Consider the following 25,748-nt stretch of genomic DNA (forward strand, 5'->3'; position numbering starts at 1 on the left):
GTAGAATGTTCTGTAGTTACGGATTCCCAAGCGTCCGGTGCAGCGCCTTTTTAGGCAAGCAGTTTGTCATATTCCGCGTGAGTGCCTATCCAAACCCAAAGAAATCCCCCTTCAATCTGCGCGGCTACCGCACGGTAATTGGAGCCAACACGAGCCGACCAGACTTTGCCCACTTTCTTGAATTGCAAAGAAGGATGGGAGTGATCGGCTTTTAGCAGCTGAAAGTTCTTCTTGGCGAGGCTGCGAATCTCTACAGGAAGTCGTTCATAGCAAGCCCAGAAGCTGGAAGCGGTTTTGTGTTTCAAAGGTCTCCCGTTAGTCCAGCTTCGTGTTCAGCGAGTGCCGCATTGATAAGGAAGTCCAATTTCCCAGCATTGGAATCAGCCTCCAGTTTCTTGTCCCAACGGGCTTGGTCAAATTCCATAAACCAATCGCGTAGCTTTGCAAATGAAGCATCATCCAATTCCGCAATATGTTGCTCTAATAATTCCACTTGATTCATAAATTCCTCACTTTTTAAAAGGCGGGTTACGCTGTCGCCGACCCGCCTTAGCGTACTACCACGCTGGGAGCGGAACTTCCGAACCGGCATTCCCAAGCAGGGCCTGGGAATCAGCGAAAAGCAGAAGTTAATTCCGGCCAAATCCTATCAGCGAAAATACTTCGCGTAGCTTGCCATACAGCCCCGCCCGCCCTGTCTTATCCAAGGTTTAACGGATCACTTCCAACCGCCCAGCCACATCGGCCAACACCCGCTCCACCAGCCTGTCATCCTCGCTGCAATACCGAGCCGCATCCTGCTCCCGCCGCAACCAAGTGAACTGCCGCTTGGCGAACTGCCGGGTCGTGATGACGCCGCGCTCGACCATCGTCTCCCAATCATATTCCCCGGCCAGATAAGCCCAAACCTGCCGATAGCCCACCGCCCGGATCGAGGGCAAACCGGGCTGCAAATCCCCACGCTCGTACAGGGCGCGGACTTCCTCGACCAAGCCGCGTTCCAGCATAGCCTGGAAACGTAGCCGGATACGCTGATGCAAAGCGGGCCGGTCGGCGGGTGCCACCACCAGCTTAATCAAATCGAACGGCGGCGGCGGGGCCAAGGTGGCGGCGCAAAGTTCGGTGAGCGGTACGCCGGTAATGCGATAAACCTCCAAAGCCCGGTGGATGCGCTGGGGATCGTGGGGATGGATGCGGGCGGCAGCTACGGGATCGACCCGCGCCAGTTCGGCGTGTAGTTCGGGCCAGCCCCGGACAGCGGCTTCCGCGTCGAGTTGGCGGCGGATATCGGGGTCGGCGGAGGGAAGTTCGGAAATCCCATGGAACAGCGCGTTGAAATACAGCAGGGTCCCACCCGCCAGGATGGGCAGCTTGCCGCGCCCGGTGATATCGCGCATCAAGGCCAGGGCGTCCTCGCGGAACCGGCCTGTCGAATACGCCTCCTTGGGGTCGAGGATATCGATCAGATGATGGGGCACGCCGGCCCGCTCTGCGAGGTCGGGCTTGGCGGTGCCGATGTCCATGCCCCGGTAGACCAGGGCCGAATCCACGCTGATGACTTCGCCATCCAGCGCTTGTGCCAAGGCGATGGCGAGCCGGGTCTTGCCGGAAGCGGTCGGCCCCATCAAGGCCAGGGCGGGCGGCAAGCGTTCCACGCTCAACGGCCCCTGGCGAACCAGCCGTTCAACTCCTTGAGGCTCAACACCACCCAGGTGGGCCGACCGTGGTTGCACTGGCCGCTGCGCTCGGTGGTTTCCATTTCCCGCAGCAGGGCGTTCATCTCGGGAATGGTCAGCTTGCGATTGGCCCGCACCGAACCATGGCAAGCCAGCGTCGCCAGCACCGCGTTCAAGCTTGCCTCGACACGGGCGCTGTGGCCGTGCTGGTTGAGGTCGGCCAGCACATCGCGCACCAGCGTTTCGCCGTCGGTTTCGCCCAACAGCACGGGCAAGGCGCGGATGACCAGGGTTTCGGGACCGGCGCGGTCGAGTTCGATGCCGAGCGCGGCCAGGGCGTCCTGGGCCTCGACCGCCAACTCGGCCTCGGCCCCGGTCACTTTCAACCGCAGCGGCAATAACAAAGGCTGGCTGGGCACCGGCCCGGCCTCGTGCTGGCGCTTGAGCTTTTCGTAGGTGATGCGCTCGTGGGCGGCATGGGCATCGACCAGGACCAAGCCCTCGCGGTTTTCGGCCAGGATGAACGCGCCATGCACATGGGCCACGGCATAGCCCAAGGGCGGCATGGCGGCAGATTCGGACTCCGGGGTTTCAGCGGCGGCGGAAGCATTGGCCGGTTTGCCGTATAACCCGGCATAGCCTTGGAGGGTTTCGGCCACGTTCAGCGGCAGGGAGGCTTGGCGGGCGGCGGCGCGGGTGGATGGGCGCGGCGCGTACAGGCCGGAACCGGATGTGGCGCGGGACGATCCGCCCTGCGCGGCCACGGGTTCCGCCACCTCGAATCCGGCAGCGGCTCCCACGCCCGCGCCCGGCTTGGCCTCGCCCAAAGCCCGGTGCAAACCCCGGAACAGGAAATCATGCACCATGCCGGGTTCGCGGAACCGCACTTCCAGCTTGGCCGGATGGGCGTTGACATCGACCAGGGCCGGATCGAGCGTGAGATACAGCACATAAACCGGCTGCCGCCCGTGGTACAGCACATCCTGATATGCCTGCTTGATGGCGTAGCCCGCCAGCTTGTCGCGCACCGAGCGGCCATTGACATAGAAATATTGCATATCGGCCTGGCTGCGGGAAAAGGTCGGCAAACCCACCCAACCCGTGAGCCGCATTCCCGCCGCCTCGAACTCCACCGCCAAGGCCTGGGCCAGGAATTCCCCGCCCAACAGCAAGGCCAAGCGCAGTTCGGTATCAGCCTGGGTGGTGGCCGGGCGCAGATCGAACACATTGCGCTGGTTATGGCTCAGGGAAAAGCCCACCCCGAAGCGGGCCAGGGCCAGCCGCTTGACCAGGGTTTCGATGTGCTGGAATTCGGTCTTCTCACTGCGCAGAAATTTGCGGCGGGCCGGGGTGTTGTAGAACAGGTCGCGGATTTCGACCGTGCTGCCTTCGGGATGGGAGGCGGGCTGCACATCGAAATCGGCCTCGCCGCCATCGGTGGTGACACGGAAGGCGCAGCGCTCGCCCTGGGTGCGGGAAATCAGGGCCAGGCGCGACACCGAGCTGATGCTAGGCAGGGCTTCGCCGCGAAAGCCGAAGCTGGACACCCGTTCCAGGTCGTCGAGGCTGGCGATTTTGCTGGTGGCGTGGCGCGAGAGGGCGAGCGGGAGTTCTTCCTTGGGGATGCCGGTGCCATCGTCGCGGACCCGCATGAGCCGGAGCCCGCCCTGTTCCACTTCGATTTCGACCCGGTGGGCGTCGGCATCGAGGGCGTTTTCGACCAGTTCCTTGATGGCCGAGGCGGGGCGTTCGACGACTTCGCCGGCGGCGATTTGGTTGACGAGTTGGGGGGGGAGGAAGCGGATGGGCATGGCGGTAGGCCGGGAGTGGTTCGTGTGGGGTGGGTATTGTCGCCGAGTGGGAGGGGGGGTGGAAGGGTTGGGATTAACACTATAAGCTCGGTAGGGTGGGTATGCACTCATGCCCACCGCCCCCCAAACCTGCGGTCATTCCGAAATACCGCCCACCCTGCCCGGTTAATTCAACTATTAGCCACCATGACCAATCCCATCATGAATCCACCCACAACCCCCCCATGCCCCTTCGGCGAAGGCTATCAAAAATACTGGGATAAGCTTTCGCCTATGGAGCGCCAAATGGAAATGGACCTCGAAGGACTGTATTCGCTGGACCTGCAAGCCTTGGCCCTGGAACTGGCGGAACGGATTCGATCCCCACGGGTGGTCGATGCCTTCTGCGGAATAGGCGGAGCGGCCATCGCCTTCGCCCGCAGGGGCAAACAGGTTGACGCGATAGAGCTTCAAGCCAGCCGCCTCGACATGGCCCGGCGCAATGCCCAACGCTTCGGCGTCGAAGACCGAATCCATTTCCTGGAAGGCGATTGCACCGAGAAACTCGAACCGGCGGCAGACACGGCGATTTACCTCGATCCACCTTGGGGTGGCCCCGCCTACGGCAAGCTTGAACAATTCCGCCTCAAGGATTTCTCGCCGGACGGAGCAACCCTGCTACGTCAAGCCTTGGCGGTATCCCCCGAGGTATTGTTCAAACTGCCCAAAAACTTCGATTTCGCCGATTTACAGCGCATCTCGGCACCCACCGCGATACTCCGCAACGAATTCCGGGGAAACCTGGAATACTACACCGCCGTGTTTCTTCGGAACGGCGGATGAACAACCGTCCGTTCAATCCCTACCCCGCCGCAGCCAAACCTGTCCCAACGTCCCCAGCAGGATAATCAAGAACAACACGAACGCCACCGCCGCCGCATAGCCGAGATTCCACCAGCGGAAACCCTCCTGGAACATCAACAAAGCCACGCTCAGCGTGCTATCGGCGGGACCGCCCTGGGTCATCACATAAGGCTCGGCGAACAACTGGCAATAGCCGATCAAGGTGATGACGGTCACGAACAAGAAAGTCGGGGCCAGCATCGGCACAGTAATATGCAGGAATTGCCGCCACGGCCCGGCCCCGTCCAGCATCGCCGCCTCGTATAAACGGCGCGGGATACTCTGCAAACCCGCGATGAACACGATCATGTTGAAGCCGAAATTCTTCCACACCGCCATCAAGATAATCGCGGGCATGGCATAGGCCGGGTCGCCCAGCCAATCGATGGGCGCGATACCGAGCCAACCCAGCACATAATTCAAAAAGCCATAGCGCGGGTGATAGAGATAACGCCACACCACCGCAACCGCCACCAAGGTCGTCACCACCGGCAGGAACAGCAAGGCCCGGAACACGCCCTTCCCGCGCACCCGCCCATGGTTCAGCAACAAAGCCATCCCCAGCGACACCGCCACCGACAACGGCCCACCCACCGCCACGAAATAGCCGGTATTCCGCAACGCCGTGAGGAACAAGGGATCGGCCAGTAAGCGCCGGTAATTGTCCAGCCCCACGAAGCGCAGCGTGCTTAAATCGCCCAGCGCGTAAATATCGAAATCGGTGAAGCTCAGCAGTAGCGCCGCAATCACCGGCAGGAAAAAGAACACGGCGATGAGCGCCAAAGCCGGGCCGACAAACCAGACGGCGGGCGGAATGCGGAACCGCTTCATCGGGCCGGACGCTCCCGGTCCAGCAACCAGCGGCGCTTTTCCAAAATCCGGTCCACCTCGGCATCCAAACCGGCCAAAGCCGCGTCCGGGCTTAGTTCGCCGCGCACCGCCTTTTCGGCGTAATGCGCCAGCTTGCTGGCGATGCGCTCCCATTCCGGTAGCTTGGGCGTGGCGGCGACCCGCTCCAATTGCGCCTTGAATGCCTGGGCCTTATCGGAACCGGCCAATTCCGGCGCATCCCAGGCCGAACGCCGGGTCGGCAAATCGCCGGTCAGTCGGTAGAACGCCACCTGCCGTTCCGGGGTGGAGAGGAATTCGATCAAGCGGGCGGCTTCCGCCTTGTGGGTCGAGCCGTGCGCCAGGGCCAGACTCGCCCCGCCCGCCAGCGACAGGCCGGGATAAATATCATCCGGCGCGGGCAGCGGCGCGGTAGCCCATTGGTCTTGCATCGCTTCCGGCAAGCGCCGCCGGAATTCGCCGATATTCCATGGCCCGGTGATGTACATCGCGAAATAACCCCGTGCGAATTCCTGATAAAGATTGGCGATCTGGGCCTCGGCCACGGCGGGCGCATCGCCGCGCCGGAACAGGTCCAGATAAAAATCGAAAGCCCGCCGGAACTTGGGATTCTGGAAATCGCCATAACGCCCGCCGTCGCGCAGCAAACCCGCCCCCGCTTGCAAGCCGAGAATGGCCGGGATTTGCCATTCGTTCATGGGCAGCAACAAGGCGTAATGTTCGCCGCCGGGCAAGGCTTTGATGCGGGCCATCGCCGCCGACCATTCCCGCCAAGTGCGCGGCGGTTCGGCATAACCCGCCCGGGCCAAAATATCCTTGCGATAAAACAGCAGCCGCGTATCCACATACCAAGGCAGGGCGTAGAGCCGCCCGCCGATTTCATGGGTGGCGAGCAGCCCCGCGAAATAATCCGCCCGCGCCCGGATGGCTTCCGGCACCCGCCCGGCGTCCAAGGCGTCGATGGCCCGCAGCGCCACGAATTCCGGCACCCAGGTATTCCCGAGCTGGAACACATCCGGCATGGCCTCGCCCGCGTAGGCGGTCAGGAGCTTTTCATGGGCCGCGCTCCACGGGATGGGCTGGACCTCGACCCGCAGCCCCGGATTCAACCGCTCGAATTCCGGCAGCAGTTGCCGCACGGCCTCGCCCTCGCCGCCCATGGCCCAGAATTGCAGCCGCACCGGCCCGGCATCCTCGCCGCAGCCCGCCAGCGTGAGGCAGGCCAGCAGCGCGGCGAAGCCCGGCGCGGAGCGATGGCGGCGGAAACGGTTGGCGATACCCATGATGCGACGGCCCTGCGGTGAAGTGGCCGCCGATTGTACGGGGCAAGCCCCGGAGCCCCAAGCTGGCTTTGGGCAGCAAAGCAAGCTTGGGGCTCCAGCGTGACGAATTGAGCGCCCGGCCCGCATCCTCTATGCTTGCCCGACCCGCATATCGGGCGGGCGATGCAGTTATACGAGGCGAAGGCGCGGTGAAAACAACAGTGTGGGTCGGATTGATACTGGGATTATGGGCCGCGCTGGCCGGACCCGTGGGCGCGGACGGGACGGCCCCGGCGAATCCCGAAATCCCCCCCGGCGCGGAATTGGCTCCGCAAAAACAAGCTTGGGAACAATCGGTGGGAGGCGAAATGGCCGCACGTCCCTTGCTCAAGGCCCGGCTGGCGGGCTGGCCCCGTAGCTTGCGGGCCGCACCGCCCGCGCCCGACACCGACCCCCGGACCTTCCTCTTGAAACTCGCCGCCGACACCTGGCGCGGCCTCGACGCCTTCACCGACCTGGCCCACGGCCTGCCGCTGGACCGGGTCGAATTCGAGAACGGCGGCATCGCCCCGGAAACCACCCGCATCGGCGATTACACCAGTGTCACCAATATCGGCTTCCATTTCCTGGCCGTGGCCTCGGCCAACGAACTCAAGCTCATCGACCGGGAACAAGCCCTGACCCGGCTCAAAGCCACCCTGGCTTCGCTCGAACGCATGGAAAGCCATCGCGGCTTCTTCTTCAATTACTACAACACCACCACCCTGGAACGCACCAGCGATTTCATTTCCTTCGTCGATTCGTCCTGGCTGACGGCGGGCTTGATGGTGGCGCGGCAGGCGTTCCCGGAACTGGCGGAGCGCTGCTCCCGGCTGATCGCGCAAGGCGATTACGGTTTTTTCTACGACGAAAAATACCGGTTGATGTCGCACGGCTACCACGTCCCGCTCAAAACCCGCTCGGATTACCACTATGGCGTGTTCTATGCCGAATCGCGCCTTGGCAGCCTCATCGCCATCGCCCAGGGCGCGGTGCCGGAAGCCCATTGGTTCGCCATGTCCCGCACCTTCCCGCCGGACATCCAATGGCAAACCCGTCCGCCCCTGGGCCGCGTCGAATACGACGTGAATGGCTTCCGCTGGACCGGCGGGCATTACCATTGGCGCGGCCAGGACTACGTGCCGTCCTGGGGCGGCAGCCTGTTCGAGGCGCTAATGCCGCGCTTGGTGCTGGACGAAAGCCTATACGCCCCCGCCAGCCTGGGCCGCAACGGCGACATCCACACCGCCATCCACCGCCAATATGCCACGGAAGACCTAGGCTTTCCGGTGTGGGGCATGTCGCCGAGTTCCAATCCGGGGAATGGGCGCTACCAGGAATACGGCGTGAAACCGCTGGGCATCGCGGGCTATCCCTCCGGCGTGGTGACGCCGCACGCCGCCGCCTTGGCGCTGTTGGCCGAACCCGAGACGGCGACGGCGAACCTGCGGAAACTGGCCGCGCTGTATCCCATCTATGGCGATTTCGGCTTTTACGACGCGGTCGATCCCCAGAGCGGGGCGGTGGCCTATCACTATCTGTGTTTGAATCAGGCCATGATCCTGGTGGCCCTGGCCGATACCCTGGCCGACCACGCGATACAAAAGTTATTCGCGGCGGATGCGGGGGTAAAGAAGGTGTTGCCCTTGTTGGGGATCGAGCGCTTCGCGGGGCAGTGAAAATTTGGCATCGCAAGAGGTATTGACATGAGCGAAACAGAGCTTTTGCGTATCCGGCAAATCAAGGTCGATGGCTTATTCGGCTTGTATAACCATTGCATCGACCTGAATCTGGAAGAGCGGGTGACTATCCTGCACGGACCGAACGGGGTGGGGAAGACGGTTTTATTGCGGATGGTGAACTCGCTATTTAATCGGCCATGGGGAGGCTTGGCGGGTAATGAAGAAAAAAGCGTATTGGCAGAAATTCCATTTTCTGAGCTTTATATTCTTATGGAAGATGGCAGGGCAATAACTATCACCAATAAATCCAGCACTGATCTCAAAACAAATAAGGCGTGGAAATTCCGATTTTTTCTCACATCCAAGGATAGGAAAGTAATAGCCGAAGATGAATTGTTATTTGGCACGATAAAACGAGAACCGGCATGGCTGCGTAATTTTCGCAGCATGTTTAACGCTAATTTAATAGATACCCAACGATTGTCCCGTCTCGCGTTTGACGATTTTTCCACCAAAGCCAATGCCGTAACCGGAGGAAAAGGGCAATATGGTGCCCATAACGTTTTCCAGAACGCCGGCCCGGTCACCCTGATTGTTTCCGACACCTCTCCACCACCACCCAAGGGGTATATGCTTTCGACCGTGGTCGATTGTTCTGAGGATTTGCAACTTCGTATCCGCGATGCTCTTGCGAGTTATGGGCAGCAATCCCAAATTCTGGATCATACCTTTCCACGACGAGTACTGCGTTTTTCAGGCGATCTTTTGGACGTTGCAGAATTAAAAGCCAGTATGAATGTAATAGATAATAAACGGGAAGAATTTAGGAGGATCAATTTATTAGATGATAGCGAAACATCATCTTTCGACCTTTCCACGCTAAACGAGATTGAAGATACCGAAAGACGAGTGATGACGCTTTATGTGAAGGATACGGAAGCCAAGTTCAAAGCCCTTGAAGATATAGCCAATAGGATAATTGGGCTCTTAAATATATTAAACGCCAAATTTGTTCATAAGCAGATAAAAATCAAAAGGGAAATTGGATTTGTTGTCGAAGCACCAAGCGGGTTGGAATTCAATATAGAACACTTATCCTCTGGCGAGCAGCATGAAATGGTGTTGCATTACGATCTTCTATTTAAAGCCCAAAAAAATACCTTGGTACTCATCGACGAACCCGAACTTTCCCTCCATCTCGCTTGGCAAAAACGATTCCTCCCCGACCTTCTGGAAATCGTGAAAATCGCGAAAATCGACGTGCTATTAGCCACCCATTCCCCCTATATCGTCGGCGACCGCAGCGACTTGATGGTTTCTTTAGACGCGGAGGCGGTTGATGTTTCCGTCTAAAACCGCAGGGGAAATCGAGACGGAAATCCTAATGACGCGGCAGGTCCATAAAGGCAGCTTCCTCTTGGTCGAGGGGCCGGACGATTCCAAATTCTGGAAGACACGCATCAGCGACGAGGAATGTCAAATCGTACTGGCCGAAGGCAAGAACAACCTGCTCGGAGCCATCGAAAAACTCGATGCCCGTCGATTTTCCGGCGCTTTGGGCATTATCGACGACGACTGCGATAGCCTCGAAAGCTGGCGCTGCCCCTCTTGCAATTTATTGGTCACGGATGGGCGGGATTTGGAATGTATGCTGTTTTGCTCGCCCGCCTTGGAGCGGGTTCTAGCGGAATTAGCCGATCCTGCGAAAATCCAGCGCTTCGAGCAAAAATCCGGGGTATCAATTAGGGCAAGGCTAGTGGAAAACGGACTGGCTTTTGGGCGATTACGCTGGCTAGATAAACGGCAAAACTGGGGATTGGACTTCAGCAAAAAAATCACACCGAGCCGATTTATCGACCGCAAAACCTGGGTTGTTAAACGGACAGAGTTGTTGGATGCCACTTTTCAAGCGGCGGGTTTGAAGGATGCGGAGCAATTATGCGCCTTACTGGAGGCACTGCCCGCCGCCGATCCTTGGTTGATATGCCAAGGCCATGATTTGGTGGAAATCCTACGATTGGGTTTGCACGAAGAGGTATTTGGCACGCTTAAATCAAGCTATGGCAAAGACGACATCGCCCGGAATCTACGGCTGGCTTTCCATACCGCCGAACTCGCGCTGACCAAACTCTACCGGGATATCCGTGGCTGGGAACTCAACAATACCCCTTACCAAATTCTACCGGCGGTGGCATAGATTCCCATGGCCTCCGTCTCTTTTGAACACCTCGAAAAAACCTACCCCAACGGCTACCACGCCCTCCGCGATTTCACCCTGGATATCCCGGATGGCGAATTGATGGTGCTGGTCGGTCCTTCCGGCTGCGGCAAATCCACCTTGTTGCGCCTCCTGGCCGGGTTGGAAGACCTCAGTTCCGGCACGCTCAGAATCGGCGGGCGCATCGCCAACACCCTTTCCCCGCAGGAGCGCAACATCGCCATGGTGTTCCAGGATTACGCGCTCTATCCCACCATGACGGTGCGCGGCAACCTGGAATTCCCGCTCAAGATGCGCAAGCTGGGCCGGGAGGATATCCGCCGCCGGGTGGCCTGGGCGGTGGAATTGCTGGACCTGGGGGAAGTGCTGGAGCGCCTGCCCAAGCAACTTTCCGGCGGACAGCGGCAGCGGGTGGCGATGGGACGGGCCTTGGTGCGGGAGCCTTCGGTGTTCCTGCTGGACGAGCCTTTGTCGAACCTCGACGCCCAACTGCGCGGCCAAGTGCGCACCGAAATCGGCGAACTACAGCGGCGGATGGGCGCGACCATGCTCTATGTCACCCACGACCAAGTCGAGGCCATGACCTTGGGTCGCCGCATCGCCGTCCTGCACCAAGGCCGGATACAACAAGTCGCCGATCCCAAGACCTTGTACGAGCGGCCCGGAAATCCCTTCGTGGCGGGCTTCATCGGCAGTCCGCCCATGAACCTGTTCGCGGCGGTGCTGGAAGCGGAGGGATCGGGCCGGGCACGGTTGCGGGTGGCGGGCGGGGTGGTGGCGGTGGGCGTGGACATGGGCACGCACCCGGATGGGGCGGCGGTGCTGGCCGGGATACGCCCGGAAGCCATGCGCTTGGCCGAGCCGGAAGATATGGGATTCGCGGCGGTGGTGATGGGAACCGAATATCTGGGCCATGAAACCTTGCTGTATTTCCAACCCGGCCCGGAAACCCAGGTCTGGACGGCGCGGCTGCCGGGGATGTACGGGTTCGGGCCGGGCGACCGGGTGCGCTTGGTAATGGACGGATCGGCGGTGCGCTTGTTCTCACGGGAGGATTGAACGCGGCGGGGCGCGGTCCTGGCGGTATCCTATGCCGCAGGAACAACACTAAACTTGCCTCGTCCGACATCCCCAAAACTCCCTTCTGAAGAGGAACAGCGCATGACCCAAAACAAACTCCCCAAAATCGCGGTCGTCGGCGGCGGCGCGGGTGGCCTGGAACTGGCCACCCGGCTCGGCGGCGACCTGGGCCGCCGGGGCCAGGCCGAAATCACCCTGATCGACGCCACTCGCACCCATATCTGGAAACCCCTGCTGCACGAAGTCGCGGCCGGCACCCTCGATTCCCACGACGACGAACTCGACTACCTGGCCCAGGCCAACGCCAAGCATTTCCGCTTCGTGCTGGGCCGCATGGACGGCCTGGACCGCACCCGCAAGGAAATCCACCTCGCCCCCATGCACAACGCCGAGGGCCGGGAAATCATGCCGGCCCGGACCTACCCCTACGATTTCCTGGTCATCGCCGTGGGCAGCGTCTGCAACGATTTCGGCATCCCCGGCGTGGCCCGGCATTGCCTGTTCCTCGACACCACCGAGCAGGCCGAGCAATTCCAAATCCGGCTGATGGAAGCCTATCTCCACGCCCACGCCACCGGCGGCAGCCGGGGCGAGGGCGAACTGGACATCGCCATCGTCGGCGGCGGGGCTACGGGGATCGAGCTATCGGCCCAATTGCACCAGGCCACCCGCTTGCTCAACGCCTACGGACTCGACAACGTCCATCCCTCCGACATCAAAATCCATCTGATCGAAGCCTCGCCCAGCCTGCTCCCAGGACTGCCCGAACGCCTGTCGCGGGCCACCTTGCACCAGCTCGAAAGCCTGGGCGTGGAAGTGCTATTGGGCGAAAAAGTGGTGGAAGTGACGGAAGCGGGCGTCGCCACCCATTCGGGCCGGTTCATCCCGGCAGCGCTCAAGGTGTGGGCGGCGGGCATCAAGGCACCGGATTTCCTGCAAGGGCTGGACGGCCTGGAAACCAACCGCATCAACCAGATCAAGGTGCGGCCTACGCTCCAGACCACGGTGGACGATGCCGTGTACGCCATCGGCGATTGCGCCTCCTGCCCCTGGCCCGCCAAGAGCGATACCGCCACCGTGCCGCCCCGCGCCCAATCGGCCCACCAGATGGCGAGCCTGGTGCTGAAAAACCTGCGCCGCGCCCTGCGCGGCCAATCCCAGGCCGATTACCACTATCACGATTACGGCTCGCTGGTTTCCCTGGGCAAATACAGCACGGTGGGGAACCTGATGGGCAATCTGATGGGCACGGTGATGATCGAAGGCTTGATCGCCCGCTTGGTCTATCTGTCCTTGTACAAGATGCACCAGTGGGCGCTGTTCGGGACGCTGCGGGTGGGCCTGCTGATGGTGGCGAACTTCTTCCGGCGGCGCTTGCGGCCTAGGATCAAGCTGCACTGAGGGGGGTTCCGGGTTGGGATAGCAGGTTGCGGAGGCGTTCGGCCCTTGCGGTTTGGCCTAGCGCCTCGGCGGCTTCGAGGGCGGTTTTTAGGATGGCGATGCCTTTTTCCGGGTCGCCGCGTTGGCGGAGTAATTGGCCGTAGTGTTCGCCGACAGTAGCCAAGCCGTCGGGAACTTGGAGCCTCGTGAAGATTTCATATGCTTTCCCCAAATGCTCAAAGGCTTGACTAAACTGCTTCTGTTCCAACTCAATACCGGCGATTTTGAATAAAGTCACCGCCGTCGAACTTACATCGCCCAGGAGCTTGTAAATTGGAAGCTCTTCTTCCTCGCGGATACGCAACGCCTCATCCAACTGTCCCCGCGCTTGCAAAATATCCGCGACTCTTCCTTGAGTTACTGCCTGTGAACGAATATCACCTACAATAGCGAAAGTTGGAATTAAGTCATCATGGTATATATGTAACGCTCTTTCCATTTCACCTCGCATTAGCAAAATATCGGCAATTTTACCTTGTACCATTGCTTTTGAACGAACATCACCTAACCGCTCATAAACTGGAAGCTGTTCTTGCTGACGAATGCTTAACGCCTCGTTTAATTGTCCTTTTTCCTGAAGAATATCGGCTATTCGCCCCTGTACCACCGCCTTCTCACGCACGTCGCCCAGCCGCTCGTAGACCGGCAACTCCTCCTCACGAAGAATACGCAGCGCCTCGTCCAACTGCCCCCGTGCCTTCAGGATGTCAGCAATCCGTCCCTGCGTTATCGCCATCTCACGTGCATCTCCCCATTCTCGAAAACCCTCAAATACTAAATTCAGTTGACCTAGCGCTTCATCTAAATCACCAAATAATCCAAGTATTTCAGCACTTTCCGCTAATGCTTTAAAAACGCCTTTCTGGTCATCCGCATTTTGAAAAGCATTCGCCGCATAGCCAAAGACATTTAAAGCTTGAATCCACTCCCCAAGACTTCGATACAAATAGCCTAAGTTATTCCCCAAAATCCCGCGCTCAGAGCCGGAAAGCTCTTCGCCCTTGTACGCCAAGAAATCCCGGATTTCCCCAATCCGCTGCAATCGCTCATCCCGCGTGGCGCTCCCCAAATCCAGCGGCTCGGGCCAAGCCATACTTTCCAACTCGACCGGCCAGGAAAAATCCACCACCCCCGACCGCCATTCCCAAGCATCCGGCGCGGCTTGGGCGAACTCCCGGATTTGATGTTCCAACAGCCACAACACCAAAGGCCGCCGACACAACCGGGCAATCCAATCACGATGCACATTGAAGCCATACAACCGGGAATCGTCCTTCCCCTGCCCCAGCCACAAATCCAAGCCCACCAAATGCAGCGCCCCCGGCGCTTGGCCATGGTGCTCCAACCAGCGCTCGAACGCCGCGAAATCGGCGAAACCATTGGCGTCCAGCCGCTCATGGGCCGCTTCCCCCGCATCCTGCCGTAACCTCTCGATCAACTGGTCGCGATAAACGGGCCGGTTATAGCCAGCCAGCACCAGGGCGAAACGCCCAGCGGCACCTTCCAGCAGCCGCTTGAGCCGGGTCCATTCCCCCGCGTGTTCCGGCGGTGGCGTCACAGGTCCGAACAGGTCGGCGGCATTCATGGCGCGGCATAGGCGGGCAAGGTCCGCACCACTGGATGCGAACGCCGCCAAAAGCTGTTGTATTCCAACAATGCCCCGTAATACAGCAATTTGCCGACCCGCTCCCGGTCGTCCTCTGACAACCGCGAATCATCTTCCAAGCCATCCACCCGCCGCAGCAAGGCGAAGTCCTCGGCGGCGAGTTGATAACGGTAATCGGTGGCGTAGCGCTTGACGGCCCGCTCGGCGGCGGCACGGTCGAACAACTCGCCTTCCGCCTCGATGTAGGCGTAATTCAAAAGACGCAGCAAATGGCGCGGATTACCGCCGGAATAGCGGATGAAATAATCCAGCGTGGCGGGTACGTCGAACAATTCCGGCGCGGCCCGCTTCAACACCATCTCGCGCATGGCGGCATAGCCTTCCGGGTCGGGCCGGGCCTCGTCCAAGTCCACCTTCTCGCTCAGCTTGATCATGGGCAGATGGAACAGGTCAGTGTAGATGTTGAGCAGAAAGGTCCGGTGGTTGAACACCAGCGCAATCGGGGCGCAATAGATGAAATCGGCCTGGATTTGCTGCAACTGGTGGATGTTGTCGATGAAGAAGGCTTTGCTGTCCTCCCTCGATAGACGGTCGGTGCCATCGACCAGGAATAAGAGGCGGTCGCCCAGCCCGCGCCGCCCCAAAGCGCCCCGCGCCGCGACCAGCAAATCATTGAACGCCTTGGAGAAATCCGCATAACTGTTCTTGACCACGGTACGGAGTTCTTCCTTGTAGGTCGAATTGACCTTGAAAGAACTGGTCAGGCCGGAAAACAACTTGCTCAGGAAAGGAATACTGGCCTGGACTTCGGCACCAGACTTGATTTCAGCGGCTAATTCGCGAGTACGTTCATTCTTCTCGATCTTTTCGCTGAACCAGCCGGTCAGATTCCGCAAAAACACCAGATCGATCACGACGCCCTCATCCTCGATTCGGGCCAACAACTCCGCCGCCAAGGCCAGCAGGACATCTGGGTAACCCAGATTATGGGTATCCAACCGCTCCAGCGTGTCTAGCATGACCACGTAAAACTGGCCCGGCTCATGCAATTCGACCGCCAGCCGCCTGAGTTCGGTGCTTTTGCCGCAGCCGATGGGACCGCTATAAAGGAAGTAATTACCGCCGTTGGGATTGCCTCCCATCAAGGCGCGGATGATCTTGGTATGGTTGAAATTGCCCCGCGCCTTGGCGGTATCCACATAGCGCGGGTCGTCGTAGGCCAAGGGCTGGTCGAAGCGCAACTCCCGGTTGGCTGCGAGCAAGGTCCGGGGGGGTTGGTAAAGAGTGGGTGGGTTTGTCATTAAAACACCTTCCAAGGTGGGATTTTGGGCATAGTTTATCTTCACCCGCCCCTGTATCCGGCGAAAATCATGAATGACCGCCCCGCGCCCACGTATCCACGCTTACACCCCGCGCCAACCCCGCCCAAGGCTCCCGCCTTGATGGGTGTGCTATGCTATCGCCCCTTTTTCGGCAGGGCTCCGACCATGCGACTCCCCGACTTCCGTTCCTCCCGTGTGCTGGTGGCCGGCGACCTGATGCTGGACCGCTATTGGCACGGGGCCACCTCGCGCATTTCGCCGGAAGCCCCGGTGCCGGTGGTGCGGGTGGAAGGGATCGAGGAGCGGATCGGCGGCGCGGGCAACGTGGCCCTCAACATCGCCGCCCTGGGCGCGGGGGCCGAAGTCCTGGGCTATTGCGGCGCGGACGAGGCGGGTGCCCGCCTGACCGGCTTATTGGAACAAGCCGGGATCGACTGCCGGATCGAACGGGTGGCGGGCCTGCCCACCATCACCAAACTGCGCGTCCTCAGCCGCCACCAGCAATTGATCCGGCTGGACTTCGAGCAAGGTTTCCACGGCATCGATCCGGCGGCCTTGGCGGCACGCTTCGCCGCCCGCCTGCCGGAAGTCCAGGCCGTGGTGCTGTCCGACTACGGCAAAGGCACCCTGCACCACATCCGCCCCTTGATCGCAGCCGCCCGCGCCGCCGGGAAGCCCATCCTGATCGATCCCAAGGGCGGCGATTTCGACAAATACCGGGGCGCGACCCTCATCACCCCCAACCGCGCCGAATTCGAGGCCGTGGCCGGTCCCTGCCACGACGACGCCGAACTGGCCGCGAAAGCCCGGCATATGGCCGAGCGGCTCGACCTCGACGCGCTCTTGATTACCCGCGGCGAACAGGGCATGACCCTAGTCCAGCGCGACGCCCCCGACCTGCACCTGTCCGCCCACGCCAAGGAGGTCTACGACGTGACCGGCGCGGGCGATACCGTGATCGCCGTGCTGGCGGCGGGCCTCGCCGCCGGGATGACCCTGGCCGCAGCCACCCCGCTGGCCAACCTCGCGGCGGGCCTGGTGGTGGGCAAGCTCGGCACCGCCAGCGTCGGCCTGGAGGAATTGGCCCAAGCCCTGCCGGGCGGTCCCGCCCAGCGGCGCGGAGCCATCGCCCTGGCCGATCTCTTGCCGGTCCTCGACGCCGCCCGCCGCCAGGGCGAGAAGATCGTCGCCACCAACGGCTGTTTCGATATCCTCCATCCCGGCCATATCCGTTATCTACGGGAAGCCCGCGCCCTGGGCGACCGTTTGGTGGTATTGGTCAACAGCGATGCCTCGGTGCGCCGCCTCAAAGGCCCGGAACGCCCCATCCATCCCCTGGCCCACCGGATGGAAATGCTGGCCGCGCTGGCGGCGGTCGATTGGGTCGTGCCCTTCGAGGACGACACCCCCCGCGCCGCCATCGGCCACATCCTGCCCGACGTGCTGGTCAAGGGCGGCGACTACGCCGATATCAGCGCCATCGCCGGCCACGAACTGGTCTTGGCCCACGGCGGCGAGGTCAAACTGTTAAGCTTCATCGATGGCTATTCCACCACCCGCCTCATCGAAACCCTGCGCCAAGCCTGAACCCTGACCATGGCAGAACGTATCCGACGCAATCCGAATGCCTCCAGGGACGAGCAAGTCGAAGCCCTGAAACTCCCGCCCTTTTCCGTCAACGCCGAGCAAGGCGTCCTCGGCTCCCTGCTGCTGGACCGGCTGGCCTGGGACAAGGTGGCCGATATGCTGGTCGAGGACGATTTCTACCGCCACGACCATAAGCTGATTTTCCGGGCCATGAAGATGCTGGCGGAAAAGCAAGGCCCGACCGATGTCATCACCTTGGCGGAAACCCTGGAAAGCCTGGGCTGGCTGGACGAAAGCGGCGGCTTGAGCTATCTGGCCTCGCTGGCCAAGGAAACCCCCAGCGCCGCCAATATCTCGGCCTATGCCGAGATCGTCCGGGAAAAATCCATCCTCCGGCAATTGATCGCCTCGGGCGCGGAACTGGCCGACCTCGCCTATTTCCCGCAGGGCCGCACCACCCCGGAATTGATCGAGACGGCGGAGCGCACGGTGTTCCGCATCGCCGACCAATACCGGCGGCAAGGCACCGGCTTCAAGCCGATCCGGCCCCTGGTCACCGCCGCCGTGAACCGGGTGGAAGTGCTGTTCCACAGCCAAGGCCATATGACCGGGGTACCCAGCGGCTATACCGACCTCGATGACAAGACCTCCGGGTTCCAGCCGTCCGACCTCGTCATCGTGGCGGGCAGGCCATCGATGGGTAAGACCAGCTTCTGCATGAACATCGCCGAACACGTGGCGCTCAAGGAAAAACTGCCGGTGGCGGTGTTCAGCATGGAAATGCCCGCCGAGCAATTGGTGCTGCGCATGCTGTCCTCGCTGGCCCGCATCGACCAGAGCAAGGTCCGCACCGGCAAGATGGAACAGGACGATTGGCCGCGGCTGGGTTCCGCCATCAACATCCTGGCCGATGCCAAGTTGTTCATCGACGACACCCCGGCCATGACCCCGACCGAGGTCCGCGCCCGCTGCCGCCGCCTCGCCCGCGAGAACGGCGGCCAACTGGGCGTGGTGATCCTCGACTACCTGCAACTCATGCAATCGCCAGGCAGCGAAAGCCGGGTCAACGAGATTTCCGATATTTCCCGCTCGCTGAAAGGCATGGCGAAGGAACTCAATGTGCCGGTGATCGCGTTGTCGCAGCTCAACCGCAGCCTGGAGCAGCGGCCCAACAAGCGGCCCGTCATGTCAGATTTACGCGAATCGGGCGCAATTGAACAGGATGCGGATATCATCCTGTTCATATATAGGGACGAAGTGTATAACAACGACTCCCCGGACAAAGGCTCCGCCGAAATCATCATCGCCAAGCAGCGCAACGGTCCCATCGGCACCGTGAAGCTGACCTTCCTCGGCCAATACACCCGCTTCGAGAACCACGCCCCGACCGTGTATATCGGTGGGAACCCATCCGGCGGCGGCGGGGGCTATCCGCCCAACGGCGGGGGGGAATTCTGACCGTGAGCGGCTCCGCCCACGCCACCTTGAACCTCGCGGCGGTGGCCCGCAATCTGGCGCGGGTGCGCGGTTTCGCACCCGCCGCCAAGGTCATGGCGGTCATCAAGGCCGATGCCTATGGGCATGGGCTGGTCCGCATCGCCCGCAGCCTGCCCGACGCCGACGCCTTCGCCGTGGCCCGGTTGGACGAAGGCCTGGCGCTGCGGCAAGCCGGTATCGCGCAGCGCATCGCCGTGCTGCAAGGCTTCGCCAACGCACGGGAATTGGTGGCACACGCCCAGCACGGCCTGGAACCCATCATCCACGCGCCGCGCCAAATCGATCTACTGGAACAAACCCCATTGCCCGCGCCGCTGGCGGTCTGGGCCAAGCTCGATAGCGGGATGCACCGGCTGGGGCTGTTGCCGGAAGAATTCGACGCTTGCATGGCGCGGCTCCACGCCTGCCCCGCAGTGTCGAAACCCATCCCGGTCATGACCCACCTCGCCAACGCCGACATGTTGCAAGACCCCCTGACCGAACGGCAACTCGCCGTGTTCGGGCAAGCGTTGGACGGCTTGCGGCCCGAACGCGGCATCGGCAATTCGGCGGGGCTGATGGCCTGGACGGGCACACGGGTGGAATGGGTGCGGCCCGGCATCATGCTGTACGGGGTTTCGCCCTTCCCCTACCGTACCGGCCCGGACGACGGGCTCGAACCCGTCATGACCTTCCGCACCCGGTTGATCGCCATCAAACAACTCCGGGCGGGCGACGCCGTGGGTTATGGCGGCGATTGGATCTGCCCGCACCCGACCCGGCTCGGGGTCGCCGCCGTGGGCTATGGCGATGGCTATCCGCGCCATGCCCAGCCGGGCACGCCGGTCCTGGTACGGGGCCAACGGGTGCCGCTGATCGGCCGGGTGTCGATGGACATGATTACCCTGGACCTGACCGATTGCCCGGCGGCCCAGGTCGAGGACGAAGTGATCCTCTGGGGCGAAGACCTGCCGGTGGAGGAAGTCGCCCGCCACGCCGCCACCATCCCCTATGACCTGCTGTGCGGCATCACCCCGCGGGTGCAACGGATTGAAATCGGGCCGCGATCCCGCGATCCAAACCCCACGACATGAACCATAAGCGAGGAAACGAGGAATCCCGTATGAGCGTAGAACTGAACGAAACCCTGATCGAACACTTCCGCCGCCAGCTACAAGCGCGTTTCGACCAATTGCGGCAAGGCGTGCAGGAAGAAGTCTTGCGCAGCGACAGCGAGCATTTCACCGACGTGGCCGGGGAAGTCCACGACGAAGAAGAAGCTTCGGTGGCTTCGCTGGTGGTGGATTTGGAACTCGCCAACATCGACCGCCATGTGCATGAACTCCGGCAGGTCGAAGCCGCCTTGCTGCGGATAGGCCGGGGCGAATACGGCGCCTGCATCGATTGCGACCAGCCCATCCCGCCGGCCCGGTTGGCAGCCAACCCCACCGCCGAGCGCTGCATCGCCTGCCAGACCGATTTCGAGCGGGCAGAGTCCCTGCGGCAACAGCCCGCCGCTTCGAGGACTTTGTAGGCCGACAACCCCCGCTTCCCGCCGAAGCCGTGGCCTATCCGCCGCCGCGGCTTCAGCCCTCGAATCAATCCCCATCCGCCTGGGCTATCCCATCCAAAGCCACTACCGATCCAACTCGTTCAGGATTTCGGACAGCAGCCTATACGCGATGACGGGAACGACGTTGGCAGGCGGGGGTTTCCGGGGGTTGCGGTGGGCGATCCAATCCCGGTATTTCTTGACCTGCTTGGCCTGCCCAATCAAATCGGAACTCACCACCGTTTTGAAAATATCGAGTACCTCGTCGATCCGCCAGAATTCGATATCATCCTCGATCTTGGTGCGCATCCTGGCATTGACCGGGGAGGGTCTCGCGGAAAACGCCGCCCCGCTCTCGCGGCGCAGATAATCGAAAAGTTTCCGCTCGAAAACCGCCCACATCGACAGGATGACATAATTGTCGGCGTTGGCGCGGCTTGCGTCGATCAAAGCCCTTGCTTCCTGGGCCGTCGAACCCAGGAAGTTGGTATTTTTCAAGAAGGCGATATGGCTTTGATCGATGGAGCGCTTGGCTATTTTCAAGCAATCCAAATCCACTTGGTAAGATTGCCAAATCCGGTCCAGCGCCTCACTGCCGCTCATAATCGGCAACCTCGGACAATAGATCGAAAAACAGTTCCTGATCGAATCTATATCCCTTGCTCAATCTGCCATCGATCCAATACCAACCGGCCTCGTCTATGCCCTTGTAGAAATATACCGTCCTTGTGCTTTCGTGCTGACCATCACTTTTGGTTATAACGGCTTTCGGACCCCCCTGCCCCAGATAAACGATGCTCGCGCTGTCATAGGCACCCTTAATATCCACCCTGCCCTCAGCCCCCAAAACCCAGGCACCAACCGGCACGATTTCGGCGATAACCCCGCCTTGCGGAGTCCGCAAAACGATTTTTTCGGCTGGATAGGTACCGCAAGCCTCTTCCGTGATGGCAATCCCGCTTCTCACCGGATCGATCTGGGCGGCACGGCTCCAAACCTCGATGTCCATGAACAATTGCCCAACCTTGTGCAAAAACCCATCCCGCGTTTCGGCAATCCCGTTTTCCATAGTTTTCCCCTATTCCGGATTATAAATACCGCGCAATCAACCCATGCCGCGCATCCCGCGCCGAAAGGGGAATCCTGACTTCCCAGCCACCGCCCGGCGCTTCGGCCAAGGGTGCGCCGTTTTTATCCTCCATCGCTTCCAACACCACGTCGCGGTTGCCTTCCGGCAGGATCAATTCCAGCCGGTCGCCGACCGCGAATTTGTTTTTCACCAGCACATCGGCCTTGCCGGATTCAGCGTCGTAGCCAGTGATTTCGCCGACGAAGCGCTGTTGGTGGCTTTCGGAATAGCCGCGCAGATAGTTCTGGTGATCCTGGGTAGGGTGGCGCTGGTAGAAGCCATCGGTATAACCGCGCTGGGCCAGATTCTCCAACACGCCAAGCAAACTGGGATCGAACGGACGCCCGGCCAAGGCGTCGTCGATGGCCCGGCGGTAGACCTGGGCGGTGCGGGCCACATAGTAATGCGATTTGGTGCGGCCTTCGATCTTGAGGCTATCGACGCCTATCGCCGCCAGCCGGTGGACATGCTCGACCGCCCGCAAATCCTTGGAATTGAGGATATAGGTGCCGTGTTCATCCTCCATCACCGGCATCAATTCGCCGGGCCGGTTTTCCTCCTCCAGGAAATACACCTCGTCGGCCAGCGGATGGCGTTCCTGTTCGCCGCAATCGGCCAAGCCGCTGTTAAGGTCGGCCAGCGATAGGCGCAAGGAGCCGGGCACGTAATCGCCCTCGGGGTTTTGCTGGGCCGGGCTGAGGTCGTATTTCCAGCGGCAGGAATTGGTACAGGTGCCCTGGTTGGGATCGCGATGATTGAAATAACCGGACAGCAAACAGCGCCCGGAATAGGCGATGCACAAAGCCCCGTGGACGAAGACTTCCAGTTCCATCTCCGGGCAGTGCTGGCGGATGTCGGCGATTTCGTCCAGCGACAATTCCCGCGACAGGATGATGCGGCTGACACCCACCGACTGCCAGAACTTCACCGCCGCGTAATTCACCGTGTTGGCCTGCACCGACAGATGGACCGGCATGTCCGGCCACGCCTCCCGCGCCAGCATGATGAGGCCGGGGTCGGCCATGATGAGGGCGTCTGGACCCATTGCGACAATCGGTGTCAGGTCTCGGACAAAGGTTTTGACCTTGCTATTGTGCGGCAGGACGTTGGTGGCGAGATAAAAAGCCTTGCCTTGTTGATGGGCCTCGGCGATGCCCAACCCCAGGTTTTTTTCCAGGAAATCGTTGTTGCGGACCCGGAGGCTATAGCGCGGCAACCCGGCGTAGACGGCGTCCGCGCCGTAGGCGTAGGCATAGCGCATATGCTTGAGGGTGCCCGCCGGGGACAGCAGTTCGACTTTTTGCATGGCACGAAAGATGAAATGGTAAGATTCGCGTCATTTTACCCCTTTGGTTGAGCAAAACGCTCAGGAATTCTCCGGCCATGAACCCACAAGCCCTCCCCGATTTCCCGACCATCGAAGCCTTCGTCGGCCACACGCCCCTGGTCCGTTTGCAACGCCTGCCGGGCGACACCTCCAATACGATCCTCGCCAAGCTGGAAGGCAACAATCCGGCAGGTTCGGTCAAGGACCGCCCGGCCCTGAGCATGATCCAGCGGGCCGAAGACCGCGGCGACATCAAACCCGGCGACCGTTTGATCGAAGCCACCAGCGGCAACACCGGCATCGCCCTCGCCATGGCGGCGGCGATCAAGGGCTATAAGATGACCCTCATCATGCCCGACAACATGAGCGCCGAACGCCGCGCCTCGATGAAAGCCTACGGGGCCGAAATCATCCTCACCCCGGCCAAGGGCAGCATGGAAGCCGCCATCGACCTCGCCCGCGCCATGGAAGCCAAGGGCGAAGGCAAAATCCTCGACCAGTTCGCCAACCCCGATAATCCGCTGGCCCATTACACCGGCACCGGCCCAGAAATCTGGCGCGACACCCAAGGCCGTGTCACCCATTTCGTGAGTTCGATGGGCACCACCGGCACGATCATGGGCACTTCGCAATTCCTGAAGGAGATGAACCCCGCCATCCAGATCGTCGGCGTGCAGCCCGAGGGCGATTCCAAGATTCCCGGCATCCGCCGCTGGCCCCAGGAATACCTCCCCAAAATCTGCGATTTCGGCAAGATCGACCGCATCATGGACGTGGACCAAGCGAACGCCGAGGACACCACCCGCCAACTGGCGGCGCGGGAAGGCATTTTCGCCGGGGTGTCTTCGGGCGGGGCGATTTATGCGGCTTTGCAATTGGCGCGGGAAGTCGAGAATGCGGTGATCGTGGTGATTGTCTGCGACCGGGGGGATCGGTATTTGTCCACGGGCGTGTTTCCGGAGTAAGCCAAACCATGGGATATAGAGGACGCAGACCCAAACCCGTACCCAAAGGCCATTTCCCCGCCCACATCGACGCCTACACCCACGATGGCCGCGGCGTCGCCCGCATCGAGGGCAAAGCCGTGTTCATCGCGGGCGCTCTGCCCGGCGAGGACGTGGAGTTTTCCTACACCGAAATCCACCGCGACTACGCCGAGGGCAAGGTCGAAACCGTGCAGGTGGCCGCGCCCAACCGGGTCGAACCCGGCTGCCCGCATTACCATCTGTGCGGCGGATGCAGCCTGCAACACCTGGCGGAAGAATCCCAGATCGAGGAAAAGGAAAAGCTCCTGGTCGAGCAACTGCGCCGCATCGGCAAGCTGGACGAAGTGCCCTTATGGGAACCCTTGCGCGGTCCCTTGTGGGGCTACCGACGCAAGGCCCGGCTCAGCGTGAAGAATGTACCCGCCAAGGGCCGGGTGTTGGTGGGTTTCCGCGAGCGCGGCGGCAATTACATCGCCAATATCGACGCCTGCCCGATCCTGCCCCCGGCCATCGGCGAACGGCTGCACGACATGTCGGAAGTCATCGGCAAACTCACGCTCAAGGCCCGCCTGCCGCAGATTGAAATTTCCATGGGCGACGACCGCGCCGCCCTGGTGTTCCGGGTGCTGGAAGACCCGACGGCGGAGGATTTGGAACACCTGAAAGCCTTCGGCCAGCGCAGCGGCTTCGATATCTGGCTGCAACGCCACGGCCCCGATTCCATGGCCCCGCTCTATCCCGAACAGCCCGCCCCGCTCCGCTACGCCCTGCCGGATTGGAACCTCGAATTCCAGTTCATGCCCACCGAATTCACCCAGGTCAACGGCGAGATCAACCGCCAAATGGTGAACCGCGCCCTCGCGGCCCTGGACCCGCAGCCGGACGACAGCGTGCTGGACCTGTTCTGCGGCCTGGGCAATTTCACCTTGGCGCTGGCGCGGAAGGCCGGGCGCGTGGTCGGGGTCGAAGGTGGCTGGAGCTTGGTCGAACGCGCCCGCCACAACGCCGCCCACAACGCCATCACCAACGCCGAATTCCACATCGCCGACCTCGGCCAAAACCTCGACGCCGAACCCTGGATCAAACAACGCTACGACAAGGTGTTGCTCGATCCTTCACGCGGCGGGGCCGAGGAGGTTTTGGCCTACGCGCCGCATTGGCAAGCCTCGCGCATCGTCTATGTGTCCTGCAATCCCTCGACCCTGGCCCGCGACGCCGGGATTCTGGTCCATCAGCATGGTTATCGGCTGGTCCAAGCCGGGGTGATGGACATGTTCCCGCAGACGGCGCATGTGGAATCCATCGCGTGGTTCGAACATGACTGAAGCACCCCAGGTTTACCTCCGCGTCAGCCTCCCCCGCCAGGCAATGGACTGGATCGAGGCGGGCCGCGTGGTCCACACCTGGCCCGTCTCCACCGCCAAGAACGGCCCTGGCGAACTGCGGGGCAGCGAATGCACCCCACGCGGCTGGCACCGCATCCGCGCCAAGATCGGCGCGGGGCAACCGCTGGGCGCGGTGTTCAAGGCCCGCCGCCCCACCGGCGAAATCTACGGCGACGAACTGGAAACCCGGTTTCCGGGCCGCGATTGGATCCTGACCCGCATCCTGTGGCTGGGCGGACTCGAACCCGGCTTCAACCGTTATGGCGCGGTGGACACCACTTGGCGTTATATCTACATCCACGGCAGTCCCGACCAGGGCGTCAGCGGCAGCCCGGCTTCCCATGGCTGCGTGCGAATGAAAAGCGCCGATATCGTGGACTTGTTCGGGCGGGTACCGGTGGGGATGCGGGTGTTGATCGAAGCCATATAATCCTGGCAT

24 protein-coding genes are annotated in these 25,748 nt (G+C 61.3%); 13 read left to right on the plus strand and 11 right to left on the minus strand.

Features of this window, described 5'->3' with window-relative positions:
* Positions 1 to 50 precede the first annotated feature (50 nt).
* From B9N93_RS15590 to mutL, 4 genes are all read right to left on the minus strand, one after another.
* Positions 51 to 305: a type II toxin-antitoxin system HigB family toxin gene (locus tag B9N93_RS15590; protein ID WP_085215185.1), complete on the minus strand. Its 255-nt coding sequence runs from the start codon at positions 303 to 305 to the stop codon at positions 51 to 53.
* A complete protein-coding gene (locus tag B9N93_RS15595) occupies positions 302 to 502 on the minus strand; it encodes a hypothetical protein (protein WP_085215186.1) in 201 nt (66 codons plus the stop codon). Before B9N93_RS15595 ends, B9N93_RS15590 begins: the two co-directional genes overlap by 4 nt.
* A 208-nt stretch (positions 503 to 710) precedes the next feature.
* A complete protein-coding gene (miaA, locus tag B9N93_RS15600) occupies positions 711 to 1,661 on the minus strand; it encodes a tRNA (adenosine(37)-N6)-dimethylallyltransferase MiaA (protein WP_085215187.1) in 951 nt (316 codons plus the stop codon).
* Entirely contained in the window at positions 1,658 to 3,487 is a 1,830-nt protein-coding gene (gene mutL / locus B9N93_RS15605) for a DNA mismatch repair endonuclease MutL (RefSeq protein WP_085215188.1), read from the minus strand. The genes miaA and mutL overlap by 4 nt, the downstream gene beginning before the upstream one ends.
* A 285-nt stretch (positions 3,488 to 3,772) precedes the next feature.
* Here mutL and B9N93_RS15610 point away from each other — a divergent pair, with 285 nt between their 5' ends.
* Positions 3,773 to 4,309 carry a methyltransferase domain-containing protein gene (locus B9N93_RS15610; RefSeq protein WP_176225277.1) on the plus strand — a complete coding sequence of 179 codons (537 nt, stop codon included), beginning with the start codon at positions 3,773 to 3,775 and terminating at the stop codon, positions 4,307 to 4,309.
* A gap of 12 nt (positions 4,310 to 4,321) precedes the next feature.
* Here B9N93_RS15610 and B9N93_RS15615 read toward each other — a convergent pair whose 3' ends face one another.
* Together B9N93_RS15615 and B9N93_RS15620 are read right to left on the minus strand one after the other, a co-directional pair.
* Positions 4,322 to 5,200, minus strand: a complete 879-nt coding sequence (locus tag B9N93_RS15615; RefSeq protein WP_085215190.1) for a carbohydrate ABC transporter permease — start codon at positions 5,198 to 5,200, stop codon at positions 4,322 to 4,324.
* Complete coding sequence (locus B9N93_RS15620) at positions 5,197 to 6,501, minus strand: sugar ABC transporter substrate-binding protein (protein ID WP_085215191.1); 1,305 nt, start codon at positions 6,499 to 6,501, stop codon at positions 5,197 to 5,199. Before B9N93_RS15620 ends, B9N93_RS15615 begins: the two co-directional genes overlap by 4 nt.
* Before the next feature lie 188 nt (positions 6,502 to 6,689).
* Here B9N93_RS15620 and B9N93_RS15625 point away from each other — a divergent pair, with 188 nt between their 5' ends.
* The 5 genes from B9N93_RS15625 (at position 6,690) to B9N93_RS15645 (ending at position 12,900) form a co-directional block, all read left to right on the plus strand.
* Positions 6,690 to 8,198, plus strand: a complete 1,509-nt coding sequence (locus tag B9N93_RS15625; protein ID WP_176225278.1) for a glucoamylase family protein — start codon at positions 6,690 to 6,692, stop codon at positions 8,196 to 8,198.
* 27 nt (positions 8,199 to 8,225) lie between these two features.
* A complete protein-coding gene (locus tag B9N93_RS15630) occupies positions 8,226 to 9,554 on the plus strand; it encodes an AAA family ATPase (protein WP_085215193.1) in 1,329 nt (442 codons plus the stop codon).
* Between the two features lie 31 nt (positions 9,555 to 9,585).
* Positions 9,586 to 10,398 carry a DUF4435 domain-containing protein gene (locus tag B9N93_RS15635; RefSeq protein WP_217807311.1) on the plus strand — a complete coding sequence of 271 codons (813 nt, stop codon included), beginning with the start codon at positions 9,586 to 9,588 and terminating at the stop codon, positions 10,396 to 10,398.
* Between the two features lie 6 nt (positions 10,399 to 10,404).
* Entirely contained in the window at positions 10,405 to 11,478 is a 1,074-nt protein-coding gene (locus B9N93_RS15640) for an ABC transporter ATP-binding protein (protein ID WP_085215195.1), read from the plus strand.
* Between the two features lie 102 nt (positions 11,479 to 11,580).
* Complete coding sequence (locus B9N93_RS15645; RefSeq protein ID WP_085215196.1) at positions 11,581 to 12,900, plus strand: NAD(P)/FAD-dependent oxidoreductase; 1,320 nt, start codon at positions 11,581 to 11,583, stop codon at positions 12,898 to 12,900.
* Here B9N93_RS15645 and B9N93_RS15650 read toward each other — a convergent pair.
* Both B9N93_RS15650 and B9N93_RS15655 read right to left on the minus strand, forming a co-directional pair.
* A complete protein-coding gene (locus tag B9N93_RS15650; RefSeq protein WP_125469020.1) occupies positions 12,887 to 14,524 on the minus strand; it encodes a tetratricopeptide repeat protein in 1,638 nt (545 codons plus the stop codon). The two genes, B9N93_RS15645 and B9N93_RS15650, sit on opposite strands and share 14 nt — an antisense overlap.
* Positions 14,521 to 15,846 (minus strand): hypothetical protein, encoded by a 1,326-nt coding sequence (locus B9N93_RS15655; protein ID WP_085215198.1) that lies wholly within the window; start codon positions 15,844 to 15,846, stop codon positions 14,521 to 14,523. The genes B9N93_RS15650 and B9N93_RS15655 overlap by 4 nt, the downstream gene beginning before the upstream one ends.
* A 186-nt stretch (positions 15,847 to 16,032) precedes the next feature.
* On the opposite strand from B9N93_RS15655, the gene hldE reads away from it, so the two are divergent.
* The 4 genes from hldE to B9N93_RS15675 are packed head-to-tail and all read left to right on the plus strand — an operon-like array spanning position 16,033 to position 20,464.
* Positions 16,033 to 17,454, plus strand: coding sequence for a bifunctional D-glycero-beta-D-manno-heptose-7-phosphate kinase/D-glycero-beta-D-manno-heptose 1-phosphate adenylyltransferase HldE (hldE, locus tag B9N93_RS15660; protein ID WP_085215199.1), 1,422 nt, complete (start codon positions 16,033 to 16,035; stop codon positions 17,452 to 17,454).
* A 9-nt stretch (positions 17,455 to 17,463) separates the two neighbouring features.
* The gene (gene dnaB / locus B9N93_RS15665) at positions 17,464 to 18,912 is read left to right on the plus strand and encodes a replicative DNA helicase (protein WP_085215200.1); all 1,449 of its coding nucleotides are present in this window, start codon (positions 17,464 to 17,466) and stop codon (positions 18,910 to 18,912) included.
* A 2-nt stretch (positions 18,913 to 18,914) separates the two neighbouring features.
* Positions 18,915 to 20,024 (plus strand): alanine racemase, encoded by a 1,110-nt coding sequence (alr, locus tag B9N93_RS15670; RefSeq protein WP_085215201.1) that lies wholly within the window; start codon positions 18,915 to 18,917, stop codon positions 20,022 to 20,024.
* 29 nt (positions 20,025 to 20,053) lie between these two features.
* Positions 20,054 to 20,464 (plus strand): TraR/DksA family transcriptional regulator, encoded by a 411-nt coding sequence (locus tag B9N93_RS15675; RefSeq protein WP_125469021.1) that lies wholly within the window; start codon positions 20,054 to 20,056, stop codon positions 20,462 to 20,464.
* Between the two features lie 102 nt (positions 20,465 to 20,566).
* Here B9N93_RS15675 and B9N93_RS15680 read toward each other — a convergent pair whose 3' ends face one another.
* From B9N93_RS15680 to trhP, 3 genes are read right to left on the minus strand one after another with little or no spacing between them, the layout of a single operon-like run.
* Positions 20,567 to 21,085 carry a hypothetical protein gene (locus B9N93_RS15680; protein ID WP_085215203.1) on the minus strand — a complete coding sequence of 173 codons (519 nt, stop codon included), beginning with the start codon at positions 21,083 to 21,085 and terminating at the stop codon, positions 20,567 to 20,569.
* Positions 21,072 to 21,551: a hypothetical protein gene (locus tag B9N93_RS15685; protein WP_085215204.1), complete on the minus strand. Its 480-nt coding sequence runs from the start codon at positions 21,549 to 21,551 to the stop codon at positions 21,072 to 21,074. The genes B9N93_RS15680 and B9N93_RS15685 overlap by 14 nt, the downstream gene beginning before the upstream one ends.
* Before the next feature lie 19 nt (positions 21,552 to 21,570).
* Positions 21,571 to 22,917, minus strand: a complete 1,347-nt coding sequence (trhP, locus tag B9N93_RS15690) for a prephenate-dependent tRNA uridine(34) hydroxylase TrhP (protein ID WP_085215205.1) — start codon at positions 22,915 to 22,917, stop codon at positions 21,571 to 21,573.
* 77 nt (positions 22,918 to 22,994) lie between these two features.
* Between trhP and cysM the strand changes: the two genes are divergently transcribed.
* From cysM to B9N93_RS15705, 3 genes are read left to right on the plus strand one after another with little or no spacing between them, the layout of a single operon-like run.
* A complete protein-coding gene (gene cysM, locus B9N93_RS15695; RefSeq protein ID WP_085215206.1) occupies positions 22,995 to 23,903 on the plus strand; it encodes a cysteine synthase CysM in 909 nt (302 codons plus the stop codon).
* Between the two features lie 8 nt (positions 23,904 to 23,911).
* Positions 23,912 to 25,249, plus strand: a complete 1,338-nt coding sequence (gene rlmD / locus B9N93_RS15700; RefSeq protein WP_085215207.1) for a 23S rRNA (uracil(1939)-C(5))-methyltransferase RlmD — start codon at positions 23,912 to 23,914, stop codon at positions 25,247 to 25,249.
* Entirely contained in the window at positions 25,242 to 25,739 is a 498-nt protein-coding gene (locus B9N93_RS15705) for a L,D-transpeptidase (protein WP_085215208.1), read from the plus strand. The genes rlmD and B9N93_RS15705 overlap by 8 nt, the downstream gene beginning before the upstream one ends.
* Positions 25,740 to 25,748: the final 9 nt, after the last annotated feature.

The sequence above is a fragment of the Methylomagnum ishizawai genome (assembly GCF_900155475.1).
Taxonomy (GTDB): Bacteria; Pseudomonadota; Gammaproteobacteria; order Methylococcales; family Methylococcaceae; genus Methylomagnum; species Methylomagnum ishizawai_A.

Bases quoted from the DNA above. Each gene is read 5' to 3' on its own strand.
- B9N93_RS15595 (WP_085215186.1), bottom strand. From the start codon at position 502: ATGAATCAAGTGGAATTATTAGAGCAACATATTGCGGAATTGGATGAT.
- mutL (WP_085215188.1), bottom strand. From the start codon at position 3,487: ATGCCCATCCGCTTCCTCCCCCCCCAACTCGTCAACCAAATCGCCGCC.
- B9N93_RS15610 (WP_176225277.1), top strand. From the start codon at position 3,773: ATGGAAATGGACCTCGAAGGACTGTATTCGCTGGACCTGCAAGCCTTG.
- B9N93_RS15615 (WP_085215190.1), bottom strand. From the start codon at position 5,200: ATGAAGCGGTTCCGCATTCCGCCCGCCGTCTGGTTTGTCGGCCCGGCT.
- B9N93_RS15620 (WP_085215191.1), bottom strand. From the start codon at position 6,501: ATGGGTATCGCCAACCGTTTCCGCCGCCATCGCTCCGCGCCGGGCTTC.
- B9N93_RS15630 (WP_085215193.1), top strand. From the start codon at position 8,226: ATGAGCGAAACAGAGCTTTTGCGTATCCGGCAAATCAAGGTCGATGGC.
- B9N93_RS15635 (WP_217807311.1), top strand. From the start codon at position 9,586: ATGACGCGGCAGGTCCATAAAGGCAGCTTCCTCTTGGTCGAGGGGCCG.
- B9N93_RS15640 (WP_085215195.1), top strand. From the start codon at position 10,405: ATGGCCTCCGTCTCTTTTGAACACCTCGAAAAAACCTACCCCAACGGC.
- B9N93_RS15645 (WP_085215196.1), top strand. From the start codon at position 11,581: ATGACCCAAAACAAACTCCCCAAAATCGCGGTCGTCGGCGGCGGCGCG.
- B9N93_RS15650 (WP_125469020.1), bottom strand. From the start codon at position 14,524: ATGAATGCCGCCGACCTGTTCGGACCTGTGACGCCACCGCCGGAACAC.
- B9N93_RS15655 (WP_085215198.1), bottom strand. From the start codon at position 15,846: ATGACAAACCCACCCACTCTTTACCAACCCCCCCGGACCTTGCTCGCA.
- hldE (WP_085215199.1), top strand. From the start codon at position 16,033: ATGCGACTCCCCGACTTCCGTTCCTCCCGTGTGCTGGTGGCCGGCGAC.
- dnaB (WP_085215200.1), top strand. From the start codon at position 17,464: ATGGCAGAACGTATCCGACGCAATCCGAATGCCTCCAGGGACGAGCAA.
- B9N93_RS15675 (WP_125469021.1), top strand. From the start codon at position 20,054: ATGAGCGTAGAACTGAACGAAACCCTGATCGAACACTTCCGCCGCCAG.
- B9N93_RS15680 (WP_085215203.1), bottom strand. From the start codon at position 21,085: ATGAGCGGCAGTGAGGCGCTGGACCGGATTTGGCAATCTTACCAAGTG.
- B9N93_RS15685 (WP_085215204.1), bottom strand. From the start codon at position 21,551: ATGGAAAACGGGATTGCCGAAACGCGGGATGGGTTTTTGCACAAGGTT.
- trhP (WP_085215205.1), bottom strand. From the start codon at position 22,917: ATGCAAAAAGTCGAACTGCTGTCCCCGGCGGGCACCCTCAAGCATATG.
- cysM (WP_085215206.1), top strand. From the start codon at position 22,995: ATGAACCCACAAGCCCTCCCCGATTTCCCGACCATCGAAGCCTTCGTC.
- rlmD (WP_085215207.1), top strand. From the start codon at position 23,912: ATGGGATATAGAGGACGCAGACCCAAACCCGTACCCAAAGGCCATTTC.
- B9N93_RS15705 (WP_085215208.1), top strand. From the start codon at position 25,242: ATGACTGAAGCACCCCAGGTTTACCTCCGCGTCAGCCTCCCCCGCCAG.